Raw genomic sequence first — 18,079 nt, forward strand, 5'->3', positions numbered from 1 at the left:
GGTGGCCCCGGGGAAAGACTTCAGCTCAGATCAGCGGAGGATATCGCGCGGCCGGACTCGCGGAGCGTGCCGAGACGCATCAGTGCGTAAATTCCGTAGAGCGCCGTGAGGAGCACGAGGTGCAGGCACGCGGGGAGGATGTCGGCGAGGGCCGCGCCGTCCTGGGCGGCCGCCGCGGACGCGATGATGCCCGGGGTCGTGGGAATGATCTGCGCGATGCCGCGCGCCACGGGGTGCAGGTTCTCCACGGGCCAGACCGCGCCCGAGACGAAGAGCGAGGGCGCCGAGAGGATGACGGTGACGGGGGCCGTCCAGGCGTTGGAGCGCACGGTCGTGACGATCGCGAGGCCGAAGGCGGTGACGGCCGCCGTGAAGCACGCGCTCACAAGGAGCACCGCGGGGGGATTCTCCATCGCGCCGTAGTCCCCGGACCAGAAGGCGAAGCCCTGCATGTAGAGGAACCAGGCGAAGGCGATCACCCAGAAGGCGAAGACCATGCCGAGGCCCTCGCACCAGGGGCGGAGCACCGCGTCGCGCAGGTACGCCTCGCGCGGCCGGCGGGCGAGCCAGCCGCCCACGGCCATGCCGATGCCCATGAGCATCACGGCCTGCACGATCACGGGACCCACCATCGGGACGGTGTAGTTGCCGTAGCCCGAGATCTCGTTGAAGCGGTAGCTCACAAGCACCGAGGGCGCGGCGAGCTTCATCGCCATGAGCGTGGCCGCGGGCGTTCCCGGCGTCAGCACGCTCGCGAGGTCCGCGCGCGCCGCGGGGTCGGTGAGGACGCCTGTGACCGCGCCCTGGATCGCGCGGGCCTTGACGGGGTAGGCGCCGCTGCCGAGCACATGGAGCGTGGAGTTCTTCATGCCGGCGAGGTCCTCGGAGTACCCGGGCGGGATTGTGATGAGGACGTCCACCTTGCTCCTGCGGAAGGCGTCGAGTCCCTCGGCCTCGGAGTGCGCGACGAAGGCGACGCGGGCGGCGGGCGTGCCGTCGATCGCGTTGATCAGGCGCCTCGAGACGCCGCTCCGGTCAAGGTCCACGATGCCCGTCGGGATGTTCTCGATCTGCTGCTCGCCGTAGGGCCAGCCGTAGAAGACGAGGTAGAACGCCACCGCGGTGCCGAGGATCGCGATCGTGTCGCGCGAGAGAAAGGCGTGGCGGGTGGAGAGAAGGAACGTTTTCCAGAATCCCGTGCGCGGGCGCGCCGCGCTGTCGGTGAGTGCCCCCGGCGTCTCGAGCGCGGCCTCGGTGAGCTCCTCGCCTGCGGTCTCGGTCCGGACGAGCTTCCGGACGCGTGCGGCGAGGAAGGGCATCGCGATCGCGAACATGCCGAGCGGGAGGAGCGCGAAGATCAGCTGCGTGCGGGCCACGGCGTCAAGGGGCGACCCCAGCACCCAGATCTGGGCCTGCGCCTCAAGGTAGTGGGTGAGCGGGAGGAACGAGCCGAAGAGGCGCGCCCCGGGCGTCATCGCGTCAAGCGGGAAGGAGAAGCCCGTGAAGGGGAAGGTCGGGGCGATGAGGCAGATCGAGGCCGAGAGCGCGATCACCCAGGAGGGCGAGAGCGCGAGCGTCATGAGCGCGAGCCCGGCCATCGAGAGGATGAGGAGCCACCCGGCGGTGAACCAGAGGATCATCGGGCCCGCGGCGCCCCAGCCCGCCCAGCCGGCGAAGCCCGCGGCCCAGACGGTGATGGCGGTGAGCCAGACCGTGAGCCAGGGAAGGAGCTTTCCGGCGACGACCGCGCTCACTGACCCGCCCGCCGCGTCCATCATGCGCCGCATGCCGCCCTCGCGCCACTCGCGCGAGAACATGCAGACGAAGGAGAGGAGGGCGCCGAGCGCCGTGAGGCCGGGGATGAGCGTCGGCAGCAGGTAGGCGACGAAGTTGAAGCCGGTGTTGCCGAGGAAGTGCACGTCGGGGAAGGTGGCGCGCAGGTGTCGGGCGTTCTCGGTGAAGGTGCCGCCCATGGCCGATGCGGCGCGCACCGCCAGACGGGCGACCGAGAGGTTCGAGAGCGCGGTCTTCACGTCCACCTCGAGGATGGTGCCGATCGCGTAGTAGCTCTTGTTGATCTCAAGCGCGACGGGCGCGCCCGTGCCGCGGCGGTTGTCGTACTCGTAGTCCTCGGGCACCGTGATCGTCGCGTAGGTGCGGCCGGCGCGGATCGCGCGGTCCGCCTCGAGCGAGTTCTCGAAGACGAGGAGCTCTGTCGAGGGGAGCGCCGAGAGCGCGAGGAAAGTCTCGCGCGAGAGCGCCGAGCGGTCGAGGTCGACGAAACCGACGGGGAGCCGCATGAGCAGACCCTGCCCGAAGGCGAGCGCGATGATCACGACCCAGAGGAGCGGGACGAAGATGCCCGCGATCCACTCGCGCGGGTGTGTGAGGACGTGCGCGGCCTCGAGCCGGGCGCAGCGCGCGACGCCGTTGAACCAGCCGGGCATCGGCTTCAGCGCTCGACGACGACCGTCATGCCGGGACGGAGATCCGCGTCGGGCGTCACGGGACGCGCGCGGACCTCGAAGGTGCGGATGTCATAGCCCGAGGACTGGCGCGTCGCGCGCCAGACGGCGTAGTCGCCGCGCGGGTTGATCCAGTAGACGCGGAAGAGAACGTTTTTGCCGAGCGCGGGGACCTTCGCCGTGAGCTCGGTGCCCACGCGGATGCCGGGCAGTTCGTCCTCGCGGATGTTGAAGACGGCCCAGCTGTCCGAGAGGTCGGTGACGAGCACGAGCGGGAAGCCCGCGGGGGCGACCTCGCCCTCGTGCATCACGACGCGCGTCACCTCGCCCGAGGCGGGGGTGCGGACCTCCGCCTCGCCGGCGAGCGAGCTCGCCTCGGCGACGCCGCCGGCGGCCTGCGCGGCGAGCGCGCGGGCGGCGGCCTTGTCCTGGTCGCGGGCGCCGTCCTCAAGCGCCGAGACCTTGGCCTGGGCGGCGCGCACGAGTTCCTCGGCGCTCCGCTTCTGCGCCTCGACCTCGTCGCGGCGCTGCGCGCTCACGAGCCCCTCGGCGTGGAGGGTGGAGACGCGTGCGAACGAGGTCTGCGCGAGCTTGAGGCCTGCGCGGGCGCGCGCGAGATCGGCGCGGGCGGCGTCAAGCTCCTGCGTGCGGGGGCCTTCATCGGCGAGCGAGACCTTCGCCTCGGCGGCGGCCTCGAGGGCCTTCGCCTGCTCGACCTTCGCGTTGATCTCGGGGAGCGAGAGGCGAGCGACGGCGTCGCCCGCCTTCACAACGTCGCCCTCGTGGACATGCACCGCGGCGAGTCGCCCCGGAACCTTCGCCGCGACCGACACCGTGCGGGCGTCCATCATGCCCTGGAGCGGCACCTCCGCCGGGGTCATCGCCTGCCAGATGCCCCAGCCGATGAAGGCTGCGGCGCCGAGGAGGATGAACGTGCCGGCGACGGCGGGAAGAAGGGAGGATTTCTGCTGTTGGACGGGAGCCTGTTCGGAGGGCTGCATGGCGGGCGGGAAAAGGAGGGTGATTCAAGTTAAATCAAAGCCCGCAATGATAAAGCAGGAGAGGCTTCCGAAGGAATCGGGAATCCCTCGGAAGCCTGTTGAACAGATTGGGTTGAAGCGCGGTTTACTGTGCGTTCCTGAAGTCCGCGCGCGAGAAGGCGTTGCTGAAGTCGGGCATCACGCCGGCGGAGGCGTGGAGCATCGCCCAGGCCACGACGAACTTGTAGGCCGCGGCGCGCTGAGCGATCTGCGCGCCCGTGAGCTGCGTGCGCGCCTCGCGCACGTCGAGCGCCGTGGAGAGCCCTTCGCCGAAGCTCGACTCGCGCAGTCTCAGGTTCTCCTGGGCGAGCGCTACGGTCGAGCTGGTGAGGTCGTACTCCTCGCGGGCCTGGGTCGAGCGCAGGAACGCGACCTCGACGGCGGTGGCGAGCGCGTTGTCCGCCTCGGCGCGGGCGGCCTCGGCCTTCGTGACGAGCGACTTCGAGGCGGCGAGCGCCGAATAGCGGTCGCGGTTGTCCCAGAGCGTGAACTTCACGCCGATGCCGGCCATCCAGTCGGGCTCGACCGGGGTGAGGTAGTGCTTCACGAGGTTCTTCATGCCGAAGGCGAAGACCTGCGGGTGGTAGGCGCTCTTGGCGGCCTTCACGCCCTGCTCGGCCTGGTCGCGCTGGGCGTCGATGCCGGTGAGGACGGGGGAGTTGGCGCGCGCACGGGCCTGCCACTCGGAGAGCGTCCCGAGGTCGCCCGTGAGGATGAAGAGCGGCGTGGAGAGCTCGGGGAGCGACTTCTCGCGCAGCGCGCTCATGAGTTCGCTCTCGGCGACGCGCGCGCTCGTCTCGGCGGCAATGAGTTCCCGGCGGGCCGTGTCGCGCGAGACCTCGACCGACATGCGCTCGATGCGCGAGATGAGGCCCTTCTTCTCAAAGCGGAGCGCGCGGTGGACCTGCTCCTCCTCGTCAGCGAGGACGCTGCGGCGCAGCGCCTCCACGGAGCGCGCGAGCTGCACGCCCCAGTAGCGGGCGACGAGCTCGGCGTCCTTCTCCTCGAGCCTCGCGGTGCGGGCGGCCGCGGCCTCGCGGACCTTCCCCTCGAGCGCATCCTGCTGCGCCGTGATCGCGCCGCCCGTGTAGATGGGCCAGGTGGCCGAGAGCACCGCGCGCGGGCCCGAGAGGTCGTACTCCGTGCCGAAGGCCATGGTGCTCGGCACCGAGAGCCCGAAGCGGCTGCCGAGTCCCTGAAGCATCGCCGGCGTGTCGACCTCGAGGTTGATGTCCTTCCTGCCCTCGACATGCATCACCGTGACGTCCACCTTGGGGCCCGAGAGCGCCTTCGCGCTGTCGGCGGCGTGGCGGGCGCGGTCCACCTCGGCGGTGTCGGCGCGGAAGATGTCGGCGCGCTCGTGGAAGCGCGCGCGGGCGGCCTCGAACGAGAGCGGTTCCGCAGCGGACACGTTCGCGCAGCCGAGGGCGGCGGCGGCGAGAATCACGGCGGCGAGAACGGAGGAAAGACGGCGGGAGGCGGTCATGATGGGAAACTTACCGAACGGTTAGTTGGCAGGTCAAAAAAAAGCCCTGCGGGCACTTCTCAAACCTCGAATCATATCAGCCCGGGGCCCTGCCGCGGCCGGAATAGATTCCGTTGATAGCCGTTATTAGTACAACGTCTCGCGGGGAAGCCCGGCGCATATTAGGATTCAGGTAAGGGAAACGCCGCGTCCTCAGGACGATCCGGCGCAGCCCCCTGACTGAACCCTACCGAAGGATGGAGAGACCCATGAACCATCACGAAGACATCTACACCGAGACCCCGTCGAACCCGAACACGCTCGAAGAGCTCGGGCCTCTGGCCCCGCTCGCGGGCACCTGGTACGGCGCCGACGGCGTCGACACGCATCCCGTCGCCGAGGGCACGGAGTCCGAGCCCTTCGTCGAGACGCAGACCTACGAGCTCCTCGACCCGCAGAACAGCGGTCCGCAGCTCCTCTACGGCCTTCGCTATCACGTGTCGATCCAGAAGCCCGGCGAACTGCAGGCCTTCCACGACCAGATCGGCTACCTCCTCTGGGAGCCCGAGACGGGCACCGTCTACATGACGCTCGCGATTCCGCGCGCGCAGGTCGCCATGGCGAGCGGCAAGGCGCAGCCCGGCGACAGGCAGATCAAGCTCCATGCCGAGCGCGGCAGCACCGTGAACGGCATCTGCTCGAACCCGTTCCTTGAGCGCAACTTCCAGACGAAGTCCTGGGACATCACGATCACGTTCAACGAGGACGGCACGATCAGCTACGAGGAGGACACGGTCCTCATCATCCCGGGCGTCGAGGCCGAGTTCCATCACACCGACCGCAACACGCTCAGCATGATCGCCGCGCCGCGTCCGAATCCCGCGATGGTGCAGGCCGGGCTCTGCAACCGCAACCCGAAGTAACCGCAGATCAAACGGGGCCGCTCCGCGGCTCCCCTCTGCGAAAAGATCTCCGCTTCTTCCGAGGGGCGGAGATTTTTTTGATTTCGACACCGGGAAACCAGTCGTATACGGGCGGTCCGGCGCGATTCCCTGCGCTCCGGGAGCCTCTCTCAGCGGCAGGCAGGCCGGATCCGACGGATATCCAAAAATTTGAAAAACCGTGCTCTGGAATACAGATTTTTCTCCGATCCCCGGATTAGGATCTAAATTCGAGTCTGAGCCGCGGTTCCCATGACACCGAAGCGGCTCATCAGAGGAGAGCGTCATGAAAAAGTTCAGTCGGGCAGCAGTGCCGAGGTCAGGATTCAGCGTACGTCACGGATGGATTTCTGACACCTAGCGGCCGCCCGCAGGGCTAAGCCGCGCCCGCGGGAAAACTGATCCGCTTCCGGGGGGGGGCCGCGGCTCGGCTCTCTCCGGTGCGGTTCCGTGCCCGCTCCTTTTTCATGAACTCCCTTCCGGGGATTCGCCTGACAAAACAAATTCATGCTCCGGCTGCCGCCGGGCAGGATGAATTCCCGGAGCCCCCCGAATCCGTCTCAATGGCCCCATTCAATCCGTCCGATCCACCCGCACAGTACGATCCGCCGGAGACCCCGCCCGAGGGTTTCCCGCATGAGCGTGTCTACACGTTCACGCCGTGGCTCAACGTGCCCGACGACCCGGCCTTCGCCGGGATCTTCGCCGAGTGCCCGGAGACCACGCTTCCGGCGCACCGGAGCTACTCGCTCGGCAACACCTTCGACGTCTGCCGCGTCGAGGAGGGGTGGCTCGCGACCTGCTACTGGCGAAGCGGGAGCTTCGACCGCATGGCCGGCCTCATCATGCCGGGGTCGCTCATCGGCGCGGCGAAGGCGATCAATCATCCGGGCGAGAAGATGCCGCTCCTCTCCCTCACGCTCACCCCGGTGCGCATGCGCCGGATGACGGCGGTGCGCTTCCGCGAGATCCTCGACGCGGATCACGAGCTGTGGCTGAGATTCATGCTCTCGCTCGTCCATCACCAGGAGGCCTACCTCGAGGGCATGTTCCTGATGGACACGAGTCCGGTGCCGGTGAGGCTCGCAAAGCTCTTCTCAATCCTGCTTCCGCTGGGGCAGAATGACGGGGATTGGACGGCGCTGCCCTTTTCCCCGCGCGTGGGCGAACTCGCGCTCATGACGCACGCGACCCGTCCGGCCATGAGCCGCGTGGTCTCGGACTGGCGGCGCAGAGGGCTCATTGCCCGAGAGGGAGATCGTTTTCTTGTCGCCCGTGATTTCACGGTGCGCGTCGCCGAGCTGCTCGGCACACTGCGGAGGTTTGGATGAAGTGCACGGAAAATTTGCTCGCCTGGCAGATCTTCGTCTCGGCCTGCCGCACCCGCAGCATCTCGCAGGCGGCGGTGCTCCTCGACATGGATCTCCCGAAGGCCTCGCGCCTCATCTCGGGCCTCGAGCGCGAGCTCGGCTTCGAGCTCTTTGACAAGTCGCGCCGCCCGATCCAGCCCACGCCCCGTGCGGTTGACCTGCGCGAGCAGGTCGAGCCCCTGCTCACGGGTTTCCAGGCCGTCCTCGAGCCGAGAAAGCCCCGCGCGGAGACGCTCACGATCCGCTTCGGCTCCCCGATCGAGCTCGCCCAGGAGTACTTCTCCGACACGCCGAGCTCTTCCCCGGCGTCGAGTTCGTCATCATTCCCGAGATCGGCCCGGACGAGGTCCGCGCGGGCGAGGCCGACGTCGCGGTCATGAACCGCCGTCCGGCGGATCCCTCCGAACTCATCATCCGCAACTACAACCACTCGAGCACGGTGCCGCTCGCGACGCCCGAGTACCTGAGGCGCCACGGCGTGCCGAAGTCTCCCGAGGATCTGCGGCAGCACACGGGGCTCCTGCACAAGGCCTTCAGCGACGACACGGTCACGCAGCAGCTCTTCCAGAACGGCCGCGGCTCGGAGATCCTGCGGTGGCGCAAGACCTTCGTCACGCACGATCAGCTCACTTTGAAGCGCCTGCTCCTCGAGCACCACGGCATCACCGTCGACCTCTCGATCATCCACTGCGGCGAGGAACTGAAGCGCGGCGAGGTCGTGCCGATCCTCCGGGGCTGGCAGAAGGCGCCCTGGAACATGTGCCTCGTCAACCGCCGCGAGGATGAGCTCAAGAACGCGAAGCTCAGGAACTTCGTTCTCTGGATCACCGCCGCCGCGCGCGACGACATGCGCGCCTGGGGCGTCGAGAACGACAGAATCATCGCCGAGGCCTACGAACGGTTCGAGGCGCAGCTCGCCGCGGGCGAACTCGGCGAGAAGGACGCCGAGGCGGCGTCCTGACGGTCAGGTGCGGTAGACCGGCCCGCTGAACATCCCGGAGAGCTTGTCCTCCCAGGTGTCGAGCGCGTGCCGGTCGGTGCCGCGCTTCATGAGCTCGATGGGTTCCCGGCCGATCACGTCGGCGAGGCGCCCGCGCGGGGCGATCTTCATCGCGTGCATGAAGCAGATGTCCGCGCAGAGACCGCACGCCGTGCATTTCTCGGCACTGACGCTCATGGTCTCGGAGCCGTGCGACTTTTCGCTTGTGAGCGCTCCCGTCGGACAGACGGCCGTGCAGATGCCGCAGGCTGTGCAGCGGATCGCCTCCACGCTGGGAAGGGCCAGCGCCGCGGCGGCGGCGGGACTCTCCGGAGCGGCTGTGACGCCGGGCTTCTGAAGGGCCTGCGAGCGCAGGCGCCTCAGCGCACTGATGAGGCGCTCCCTCGACTCGGGCGTGCGGATCTGCGGCTCCGCGGCGAGCTTCGCCGCGCGCAGACGCGCGCTCTCCGTCGGAGGCTCGGGCGCCTTCGGCGTCTCGGCGGCCTTCGCCCATCCTGAGAAGAGGGCGCGGCGGCCGGCGTCCACGGCGGCGCGCGCCACCGTGTGCTCGATCGTCATGGGTGACTTGAGCTCGGAGAGAATCGCCCGGGCGGTCCGCAGGCGCGCCTCGAACACGGGCCCGAGCTTCGCCTCGGCGCTCTCGCCCGCGCCGATGAGGACGAGCTTCTTCGTTCCCTCGGCGGCCGCGAAGAGGAGCCAGGCGAGGCTGAGCCACACGACCGAGGGGAGCCGGATTGCCTCGGTCGGGGCGTTCACGGCCTGGGCGCTCGCGAAGATGACTGTTCCGGTCTGAGCGGCCGCGCGGACGGCGCTTTCCAGCTGATCATCCGAGATCGCGGGAAAAAGGAGCGCGTCCGAGGGGCACACCGAGGCGCAGGCGCCGCACCCCGCGCAGCGCGCGGGATTGAAGCGCAGGCGCTTCTCGACGATCGCGAGCGCCCCGGCGGGGCAGATCGTCACGCAGGCGCTGCAGCCCGAGCCGATGTGGCGGGACTTGAGGCACCTTCTTCTGGCGAGCATCGGACGCTGAACGCTCATCAGTTTCCTCCCTCCGAGTTCTCAAGACCGAGGTCACGCATGATGGCCGTCGCCGCGGCGCGGCCGTCGGCGAGCGCCGTCGTGGCGAGCGCCGCTCCGCGCATGGCGTCGCCGCCCGCGTAGATCTTCGGGTTGCCCGTGCGGCCGCTGGAATCGGTCACGATGCGGCCGCGCTCGTCAAAGACGACGCCCTCGCGGGCGAGCCAGTCGAGTGCAACGGTGTGGAAGCCGCAGGCGACGAGGATCACGTCGCCCTCGATCGTCACCGGCTCGCCGGTCGCGACGTTGCGGCACAGCAGCCCCGTCACCTCGCCCGCGGCGTTCGTCATGACGCTTTCGGGCCGGGTCTCGTAGACAAACTCGGCGCCTTCCTCGCGGGCCATGTTCACTTCTCCGGGGAGCGCGCGGATCTGCCCCTCGGGCTTGCGCGCGATCGCGACCGCGCGGGCCGCGCCCTGGCGCAGGGCGCTTCTGAGGCAATCCATCGCCGTGTCGCCGCCGCCGATCACGAGGCAGCGCCTGCCCTTCATGTCGGGCAGAGGCGCGAACTGCGCGCCTTCCGGGAGCTTGAGCGACTGCGCGGCGGTCGCGGCGAGGTAGGGCCGCGCCTGGAGCACGCCCTTCGCGTCGGCGTTCCCGAGCTCGGGCATGACCGGAACCTCGGCGCCCACGGCGACGAAGACGGCGTCGTTGTCACTCAGGAGGCTTTCCATCGAGACGGCGTTCTCACCCGTGCCGCCCACTTCGCGGCCGAGCATGAACTTCACGCCCGTGCGGCGCAGGATGCGGCGGCGCCGCGTGATGACGGGCTTCTCGAGCTTGAAGGCCGGGATGCCGAAGGTGAGCAGCCCCCCGATCTCGGGCGCGCGGTCGTAGACGGTGACCTTCGCGCCCGTGCGGGCGAGGATGTCCGCGCAGCCGAGGCCCGCGGGGCCGGCGCCCACGATGGCGATTCTCCTGCGGCGGCGTGCGCGCTGGGCGCGCGGCTGCCAGCCGCGGTCAAGAACGGAGTCCGAGACGGCCCGGGAGATGGAGGCGATCGGGATGGGGCCGCCCAAGCCCTCGCCCGCGAGCGGACAGGCCGACTCGCAGAGGCGCTCGGACGGGCACACACGGCCGCAGACCTCGGGGAGGCTCCCCGCGCGCAGCATCACGAGCGCGGCGTCGCGGGTGCGGCCGGCCTTGATGAACTTCATCCACGCCGGGATGTCGTTGCCCTGCGGGCAGGCCTTCATGCAGGCGCCGCACTCGATGCAGCGCGCGCTCTGCTCGACGACCGTGCCCATCGTGAAGTCCTTCTCCACGGCGGCGAACGACGTGCGGCGCTTCGCCGCGTCAAGGCGCACGGGCTCCGCACGCTTGTGCGAGAGGGGCGCGGCGGGGTCGCTCGCGAACGCGGGAGCGGCCTCGGGCGCAGCCGCGGCGGCGGCCTGCTTCTTCGCGAGCGCCGGGAAGTGAATGGCGTGCGACGGGCACGCGTCCGCGCAGACGCGGCACTTCGTGCAGCGGCTCGAGAGCATGCCGGAGTTGAGGCCCTTCACATCAATCCCTTCGGGGCAGACCGACTCGCAGACGCGGCAGTCGAGGCCCTTCGAGCAGCGCAGGCACTTCGACTGCGCGACCGTCGGGCGGAAGAGGCCGAGCGCGGTGTTGGCCCGTGCGAGCAGCGTCATCATCGCCCCGAGCGGGCAGAAGCGGTGGCACCAGCGGCGCAGCACGAAGAGCTCGAGGACGAGGAAGACGACGAAGAAGCCGATCGACCAGGTGAGCTCGTTGAACTCGAAGAGGCGCCAGAGGGCGATCACGAGCGCGAAGGTGAGGCCCACCGGGCAGACGAGGCAGAAGACCGGGAAGCCGAAGATCGCCGACGAGGCGAGCGCGCCCGCGAGCACGGCGAAGGGACCGGCGTCCTCAAGGCGGCGGGCGGCCGTGCCGGCGGCCGCGGCGGCGCCGCAGGCGGGCTTCTCACCGGAAGCCGGGGCTTCGGCGGCGGGAGCGGCATCGACGTGAGGAACTGCGGCCTCCGCGGAGAGCGCCGCGTTTGTCTGATCCGAGGCAGACGGGACGTGAGGCGCGGCGGGAGAGAGCGCGGAGGCCGCGGGCTTGATCTCGGCGGAGTCGTCCTTCGAGCCGAAGAGGCGCTTCGTGAGCGGAACCGGGCAGAGCCAGCCGCAGAAGACGCGGCCGAGGAGCGCGCAGACGACGGCGACCGCGAGGATGCCGATCAGGGCGCGCGGGATGAGGGTCCGCTCGGCGAGCATGGCCTCGAGGCCTCCGAGCGGGCAGACGGCGGCGATGTCGCGCCAGCCGAAGGACGAGAGCGTGCCCCATCCGGTGTGCGAATAGAGACCGAGGGCGACGAGCCCGAGGAAGGCGAGCGCGACGAGCGAGCGCCAGACGTTCGTGCGGACCGGGCGCTGGTCGGGGGAGCCGCCCCTGCGGGCGCTGAGATCCCGGCGGGAGGCGCGGCGGGAGGAATTCCGGCGGGTCATCGTGCACCTCCTTCATTCTTGCGGGCCTCGAGCTCGGCGAACGTGCGCACGACGATGCCGCGCTCCGTCGCGCCTCTGTATGACTGGAAGACCATCGAGGGGCAGATGTACTCGCACGTGCCGCAGCCGTTGCACTTCTCGGCGTTGACGATCGGGCGGTTGCGGCTGTCGAGGTCGATCGCCTCGTAGGGGCAGACGTCGTGGCACTTGGTGCAGGCGCCGGTGCGGAGCGCAATGCAGGCCTGCGTCACCTCCGCGAGACCGACCTTCTCGGTCTCCGGGTCGAAGTCCTCGATGGCGCCCGTGGGGCAGACCTCGGCGCACTTGCGGCAGAAGTCGCAGTCGCCGAGATGGAATTTCATCACCGGGGTGCGCATCATCGTGATGCCGGACTCGATGCCGGCGACGCCGATGGCGCCGAGATGGCAGGCGCTGCGGCAGCGGTCGCAGCGCAGGCAGAGCGAGAGAAAGTCCGCCTCGTCCCGGCTTCCCGGGGGACGGAGCGGCGCGGCGTGGGTTTCGCGCGAGCAGTATGCGCCAAGCGCGAGCAGCCCTGCGGCGCCCGCGCTTCCTGCGATGAGTCCGCGCCGGGTGAGTCCGGCGGGCTTTGCTCCGCCGGGCTTCTCCGGCGGCTTGCGGTTACGTTCTCTGCGCCGCGTCATGATGGGTCATCCTTTTTTATTTTTTTGTTTTTGACCGCTCCGGGAATGTGCGGTCTGAGGTGCCCTGCGAGCCGGTGTGGGTCAGCTTTCCTGGGCCGGGCACCTCTCCTTTATGAATGATGGATCTCAGGAGGCCTTTTCCTCCTCGAGGATTTCCCTGAGGAGGGCGTCGTCCATCTCGACGAAGGCCTCGGTGATGTCGGCCGCGGCGAGGTAGAAGGGCGACTCGGCGTACTTCCTCACGTCGGAGAGGAAGCCGTGGATCCAGTTGAGCAGGTGCGTCTCGATGAAGACCTTCTGCTCGGCGAGCGAACCGAGGAGCGCGCCTTCGTCGCCCTTCTCGCCCGCGGCGAGCGCCTCGTCGATGAGGCGGGTCATGAAGTCGAGCTCGAGCCCGATGTGGTCCTCGTGCACGTCGCAGTGCTCGGGGCGGCCGAGGCCGTGGGCGCGGTAGAGCGCGCAGACCTTCTCCCAGGCGTCCTGCATCACGAGGCCCTGCGGCGACGTGTAGACGCTCTCGAACGGGTAGGCGGCCTCCTTGCCCTGGATGCCGGCGCCGATGAAGACGCGGGCGTAGTCCACGGCGAGATCCTCCACGGGATCCTCGCCCGGGGCGGCGAGCCACGCCTCAAGCGCGCGGTAGCCGCGGTCGAGCTTCTCCGAGCCGGTTTCCTTCGGGAAGGTCATCGCCTGCATGCCGGTGATGAGGGCCTGGTCGGCCTCGATGCGGTAGATGCGCGCGAGGAGGGCGTAGAAGCTGCGGCGGTTCTGAAGAATCTCGGTGAAGTTTTCCATGGTCGGGTTTTCCGGAAATTGAATTCGGGGCTGCCGGCGCATCAGCGCTGGAAGAAGTGCCAGACGGAGCCGCCGAGCTGCGAGACGGCGAACTCAAAGGCGGCCGTGCCGACGGCGGCGAGGATGACGACGAGTATGACGACGAACGCGTTCATCGGGCGGCGGCGCGTGAGGAAGAGCGCCGCGAAGGGGATGAGCGTGCCGATGAGACCGGCGCCTGCCCAGAAGGGAAGGGCGAGGTCACCCGAGACGAGGCGCGAGACGGTGGGCGCGTCGGTCGGAGCCGCGGTCCAGGCGAGCGCGGCAAGGTAGACCGCGATGCCGACGGCGGGCAGGAGTGAAAGGGGCGCGGCGAGCGCGCGGGCACGTTCCGTCTCCGCGAGGAGTTCCTCGTCCTCGCCCGCCTCCTCGGCGTTCTCGATCTCAAGGAGAAGGGCGGAGAGGGCGGCCGCGCCGGCCACGGCCCAGAGGGCCGCGGGGAACGCGATCGTGACGGTGTGCCAGCCCGTGTGCCAGGGCATGTAGAGCGCGGCACCCACGGAGGCGGCGGACAGCAGTCCGCAGAGACCTGCCGCGCAGGAGAGGACGCGGCAGGTGAGCGCCGACGCGCCGCGCCAGAGGGCGGCCGCGTAGAGCACCAGGAAAATCAGGGCGGCGCCCGTGCTGACGAGCTCGCGGAAGACGCCCGAGTGGGGGTTCGCGAGCGCGCCGAAGACGAGCGCCGGGCGGCCGAGCGAGAGCACGGCCGAGGCGATGCCCGCCGCGAGCGCAATGATCGCGGCAAGCGTCATTCTCTGAAGGAGCGGCACCGAGAGCCCGCGCCATTCGCCGACGGCGACCGTGAGAGCCGCTGCGCCGCCGATGACGGCGAAAGCGGCGAAGAGCATGAGACTCCAGGTGCTGGTCATGATGAGTTCACTCCTTCAGAGCGGTGAGATGCATCAGAGCATCTTCGGCGGGTTGGTCTGCCATTCGCCGTTCTTCTTGTGAAGAATGTAGCGCACGGTGGGCTTGTTGCCCGAGTCCGGGAGCGAATGAACGTTCTCGGGACCCGCGGCGGCGATCGCCTTGCTGACGTCGCTCTCGGGATCGTCGATGTCGCCGAAGAAGCGGGCCTTGGCGCAGCAGACCTTCACGCACGCGGGCTTCTCGCCCACGTTCTGCAGGTGCTGGCAGAGGGTGCACTTCTCAACGACGTTCGTCTCGGCGTTGTAGGAGCGGGCACCGTAGGGGCAGGCGGCCATGCAGAGCTTGCAGCCGATGCACTTCTCCTTGTTGACGAGGATCTGGCCGTCCTCGGTGCGATAGCTCGCGCCGGTCGGGCAGACCTTCACGCAGGGAGCGTCCTTGCAGCACTGGCAGATCGACGGCAGGAAGTACTGCTTGATGTTCGGGAACTTCCCGAGCGGGCCGATCGACAGAACCTTGTTGTAGTACACGCCGAGCGGGACGTTGTTTTCCTGTTTGCAGGCGATCTCACACGCGAAGCATCCGATGCAGCGGTCAAGATCGATAACCATCGTTTTCTGGGTCATGATAGGGTCTTCCCAAATTAATCAGAACTTCACGTCAGGGGTCGAGTCCACGGGCTGCGGCAGCCAGGGCTTGAACTCCTCGGGCTTCTGCCAGATGCCTTCGGGCGCGCCGTCGGCCTTCTCGATCTGGACCTGGAAGCCGCGCAGCGTGTAGGTGCCGACCTCGGGGTTGAACGGAGCCGTGTTCTTCGTGAGCACGTTGACGCTCGACTCCTGCCAGCCGCCCGTCGGGGTGTTGAGGGTCTCCGGATACCAGAAGCGCTCCATGTAGACCACGCCCGGGGCGACGCCCTCGGTGAGGCGGACCTTGCCGCGGATGCGGCCGCGCAGCGAGGAGATCCACACCCAGTCGCCCGTCGTCACGCCGTAGTTCTTCGCCGTGTCGGGATTCACCCAGATCTCGGGCACCGGATAGATCTCGCGGAGGTACGGGATGTTGCGCAACGTGCCGTGGTGGTACATCGGCAGACGACCCTGCGTCATCACGAGCGGGAACTTCTTGCCGACCTCGTTGTTCGGGTTCTCGGAGGGCTCCATGTACCAGGGCAGCGGATCGTAGTCCTCGGAAGCCGGCGGCAGATCGTCAAGCGCATAGGGCTTGCCGGTGCGGGCGAGGTGGATGTAGCACTCGCCGTAGAGCTCGAGCTTCTTCGAGGGCGTGCCGAAGCCCTTCGGCAGGCCCGTCTTCGGATCCTTCTGCAGGTAGACGTAGTAGGTGAGCCACTTCTCGTACGGCATGTACGTCGTCGGGTTGTGCTCGAGGAGGTCCTTCCACGTCATGTTGAGGCGGCTCAGGCGGGTGTCGAGGAGCTCTTCCATCGTATCCCAGTAGGCCACTTCGTCCTTCATGAAGTTCGGGTCGCAGGCGCGCTTGGCGTTCGGGTTGCCGAGCGCGGCGCACTTCTTGATGAGCTTCGACCAGAAGAGCGTCTCGTCCTCGGTCTCCCAGACGTGGGCGACGGCCTGGCGCGCGAACACCGTGTTCATGCACTCGACGAGCATGTTCGTCTCGAGCCATTCACGGGCCGGGAGCAGGATGTCGGCGAACTTCGAAAAGGAAGTCGGGTACATGTACATGTGCACCACGAGCTCCATCTTCTCGAGCGCAGGAACCCACGAGCTGCAGTCGCCGTTCACGACGAACTTGTTGCCCGAGCGTTCGAGCCAGACGCGCAGCGGATAGGGCTTTTCGGTGAGGATAGCGTTGAGGATGGCGGTCGGCTGACCGGCGCCCCACTGCAGCAGCCCCTTGTGCTCGTTCGAGCCGAGGCGCTTCGTGAGCTGGCCCTTCGGGAGCAGGAACGGGCAGCGCGTGGCAAGCGAACCCGCCGGGACAACGTTCGAGGACGGGTTGCGCTGCATGAGCGCGCCCGGACGCTCGACGTTGCCGCAGAGCGCGTTGAGGATGACGGAGCCTTCGGCCGCCTGCACGGAGTTCGGGTTCTGGTCGGTAGCGACGCCCAGAGCGATGCCCGCGGGACCGTCGCAGTACATGAGGATCGCTTCCTCGATCTTCTTCGGATCGAGCCAGCAGACCTCGGCGGCCTTCTCGAGCGTCCACGGCTCGGCGCGCTCGCGCATCAGGCGGAAGCCGGTCTTGTACTTGACGCCCTGGTACTCGAACTCACCGTCGAGCTCGACGTCGAGCGCATCGTCCCACGGATACTTGATCGGCATCGGACGGCCGGTCTTCTTGTCCCAGACGACGTAGGTGTTCTTGTCGCCCTTCGGGTCAAGGTCGCTCGCGCGGACGTTCATCTTCGTCTCAAGATTGACGAGGTACGGCAGGTTCGTCCACTTCATGACGAACTCGCGGTCGTAGAGGTTCTTGTCGACGATGTACTTCATCCAGCAGAGCATCAGCGCGACGTCGGTGCCCGGACGGATCGGCAGCCAGATGTCGGCCTTGGCGGCGTCAGGCTGGAAGCGCGGGTCGATCGCGATCGAGCGCACGCCGCGGGCGCGCATCTCGGCCAAGGCGCGGCCGCCGCCGGCGGTGCAGCTGTAGGAGGCGTCCGTGCCCCAGAGCACGATCGTCTTGATCTCGGAATTCGGGTTGTAGATCTCGCGGGCGGATTCGTCGGCGATCGACGTGGACGGGCCGCCGTACTGCAGGCCGTAGGCGAGCGTGCGCGGGAGGTAGCACTGCGCGCAGCCCGGCTCGTACCAGTTCGGCGTGCCGAAGGCGTTCGCGACGCGCGGGATGCCGCGGAAGGCGGGGTTGCCGCCGCCGCCGGTGGTGATGAGCACCTGCTCGGCGCCGTAGTCGCGGCGGACCTGTTCCATCTTGTTGGCGATCGTGTCGATGGCCTCGGCCCAGGTGATGCGCTTCCACTTGTTCTCACCGCGCTTGCCGACGCGCTGGAGCGGGTACTTGTTGCGGTTCGGGTGATAGAGGGCGGAGACGCCGGCGAGGCACTTCGCGCAGAGCGAGCCGCGGCTCATCGGGTACTCGGGGTTGCCCTCGAGCTTCACGACACGGCCGTTGCGGACGTGCGCAAGAACGCCGCAGTTGTGAATGCAGGCGCGGCAGCAGGTCTTGACAATCTTGGTTTCGCCTTCGGTCGAGACGCCGGTCGCCTGGGGCGCGGCATGCGCTTCCTTCACGAGACCGTTCGCGACCGTGCCTTCAAGCGCAGCGGCGGCACCGGTCAGAGCGGTGGCGGCGATGAAGCTTCGGCGGGTAATGCGGGGATATTCCATGGTATGGCTCCTGGCAACGAGGGGGGCGCAAAAATTTCGGGCGCAAAAACCCCTCGAAGGCCTGCTGGTCTTTCATTCAGCAGACTTTCAACGGATGAATCGATTTCTTCGGGGGGCGTCAGTCAGTTCCCCCTCGAGCAACCTCAGGCGGGCGGAGTGCTCTCGGCGTTCACGGCGGATCTCCTTTGCTTTTTTCCGGCACCTGTGGCCCGGTGCCTTGATGTGTTTATGCGGGTGTTTCTGCTGAACACCTCTTCTGGGAGAGCGGAAATATCGGTGTCTTTCGCCCTTCGGACTAAGCCTTATGTCGTAATTCTGACTTCCCGGACGAAACGTGCCATGCGGAAAATGAAAGTTAAGGGGGCTTCTATTTATTCAGAACTTCGAGTCTGAACCAAGTCAACGCCTATTGAGATCCGGCGGCGTTAGTTTTGAACTATAAACGCCACTAGCCCCAATACCGATACGGTACTGGAGCTCTTATTGTACAAACGTGATTGAAAGAACGAATTTGAGGCCTTATAGACGACCTCGGTCTGTCTGCTTTACGCAGCAGCTTTCTTCTGCAGGAAA

Annotated in this window: 14 protein-coding genes; 4 read left to right on the forward strand and 10 right to left on the reverse strand. The window is 67.9% G+C overall.

Annotated features, from left to right (window positions below):
- Positions 1-20: 20 nt before the first annotated feature.
- The 3 genes from Q4F91_RS02660 to Q4F91_RS02670 all read right to left on the reverse strand — a co-directional run bounded on the left by Q4F91_RS02660 (position 21) and on the right by Q4F91_RS02670 (position 4,991).
- On the reverse strand, positions 21-2,447 hold the full coding sequence (locus Q4F91_RS02660; RefSeq protein WP_303334257.1) for an ABC transporter permease: 2,427 nt from the start codon (positions 2,445-2,447) through the stop codon (positions 21-23).
- Positions 2,448-2,452: 5 nt separating this feature from the next.
- Positions 2,453-3,466, reverse strand: a complete 1,014-nt coding sequence (locus tag Q4F91_RS02665) for an HlyD family secretion protein (protein WP_303334259.1) — start codon at positions 3,464-3,466, stop codon at positions 2,453-2,455.
- Between the two features lie 124 nt (positions 3,467-3,590).
- Positions 3,591-4,991, reverse strand: coding sequence for a TolC family protein (locus Q4F91_RS02670; RefSeq protein ID WP_303334260.1), 1,401 nt, complete (start codon positions 4,989-4,991; stop codon positions 3,591-3,593).
- Between the two features lie 248 nt (positions 4,992-5,239).
- Between Q4F91_RS02670 and Q4F91_RS02675 the strand changes: the two genes are divergently transcribed.
- The 4 genes from Q4F91_RS02675 to Q4F91_RS02690 all read left to right on the forward strand — a co-directional run bounded on the left by Q4F91_RS02675 (position 5,240) and on the right by Q4F91_RS02690 (position 8,242).
- Positions 5,240-5,893 (forward strand): heme-binding beta-barrel domain-containing protein, encoded by a 654-nt coding sequence (locus Q4F91_RS02675; RefSeq protein ID WP_303334261.1) that lies wholly within the window; start codon positions 5,240-5,242, stop codon positions 5,891-5,893.
- A gap of 581 nt (positions 5,894-6,474) precedes the next feature.
- A complete protein-coding gene (locus Q4F91_RS02680; protein WP_303334263.1) occupies positions 6,475-7,242 on the forward strand; it encodes a Crp/Fnr family transcriptional regulator in 768 nt (255 codons plus the stop codon).
- Positions 7,239-7,661: a LysR family transcriptional regulator gene (locus tag Q4F91_RS02685; RefSeq protein WP_303334265.1), complete on the forward strand. Its 423-nt coding sequence runs from the start codon at positions 7,239-7,241 to the stop codon at positions 7,659-7,661. Before Q4F91_RS02680 ends, Q4F91_RS02685 begins: the two co-directional genes overlap by 4 nt.
- Complete coding sequence (locus Q4F91_RS02690; RefSeq protein ID WP_303334281.1) at positions 7,604-8,242, forward strand: LysR substrate-binding domain-containing protein; 639 nt, start codon at positions 7,604-7,606, stop codon at positions 8,240-8,242. Before Q4F91_RS02685 ends, Q4F91_RS02690 begins: the two co-directional genes overlap by 58 nt.
- A gap of 3 nt (positions 8,243-8,245) precedes the next feature.
- Here Q4F91_RS02690 and Q4F91_RS02695 read toward each other — a convergent pair whose 3' ends face one another.
- From Q4F91_RS02695 to Q4F91_RS02725, 7 genes are all read right to left on the reverse strand, one after another.
- Positions 8,246-9,319, reverse strand: coding sequence for a 4Fe-4S binding protein (locus Q4F91_RS02695; protein WP_303334267.1), 1,074 nt, complete (start codon positions 9,317-9,319; stop codon positions 8,246-8,248).
- Positions 9,319-11,811 (reverse strand): FAD-dependent oxidoreductase, encoded by a 2,493-nt coding sequence (locus tag Q4F91_RS02700; RefSeq protein WP_303334269.1) that lies wholly within the window; start codon positions 11,809-11,811, stop codon positions 9,319-9,321. The genes Q4F91_RS02695 and Q4F91_RS02700 overlap by 1 nt, the downstream gene beginning before the upstream one ends.
- Positions 11,808-12,473 (reverse strand): 4Fe-4S dicluster domain-containing protein, encoded by a 666-nt coding sequence (locus Q4F91_RS02705; RefSeq protein WP_303334271.1) that lies wholly within the window; start codon positions 12,471-12,473, stop codon positions 11,808-11,810. Before Q4F91_RS02705 ends, Q4F91_RS02700 begins: the two co-directional genes overlap by 4 nt.
- Positions 12,474-12,599: 126 nt before the next feature.
- Positions 12,600-13,268 (reverse strand): molecular chaperone, encoded by a 669-nt coding sequence (locus Q4F91_RS02710; protein ID WP_303334273.1) that lies wholly within the window; start codon positions 13,266-13,268, stop codon positions 12,600-12,602.
- A 41-nt stretch (positions 13,269-13,309) separates the two neighbouring features.
- Positions 13,310-14,176 (reverse strand): hypothetical protein, encoded by an 867-nt coding sequence (locus Q4F91_RS02715; RefSeq protein WP_303334275.1) that lies wholly within the window; start codon positions 14,174-14,176, stop codon positions 13,310-13,312.
- Positions 14,177-14,209: 33 nt separating this feature from the next.
- A complete protein-coding gene (locus Q4F91_RS02720; protein ID WP_303334277.1) occupies positions 14,210-14,803 on the reverse strand; it encodes a 4Fe-4S dicluster domain-containing protein in 594 nt (197 codons plus the stop codon).
- Between the two features lie 21 nt (positions 14,804-14,824).
- Complete coding sequence (locus tag Q4F91_RS02725; RefSeq protein WP_303334279.1) at positions 14,825-17,506, reverse strand: molybdopterin-dependent oxidoreductase; 2,682 nt, start codon at positions 17,504-17,506, stop codon at positions 14,825-14,827.
- Between the last annotated feature and the right edge of the window lie 573 nt (positions 17,507-18,079).

The sequence above is a fragment of the Sutterella sp. genome (genome assembly GCF_030539355.1).
Taxonomy (GTDB): domain Bacteria; phylum Pseudomonadota; class Gammaproteobacteria; order Burkholderiales; family Burkholderiaceae_F; genus Sutterella.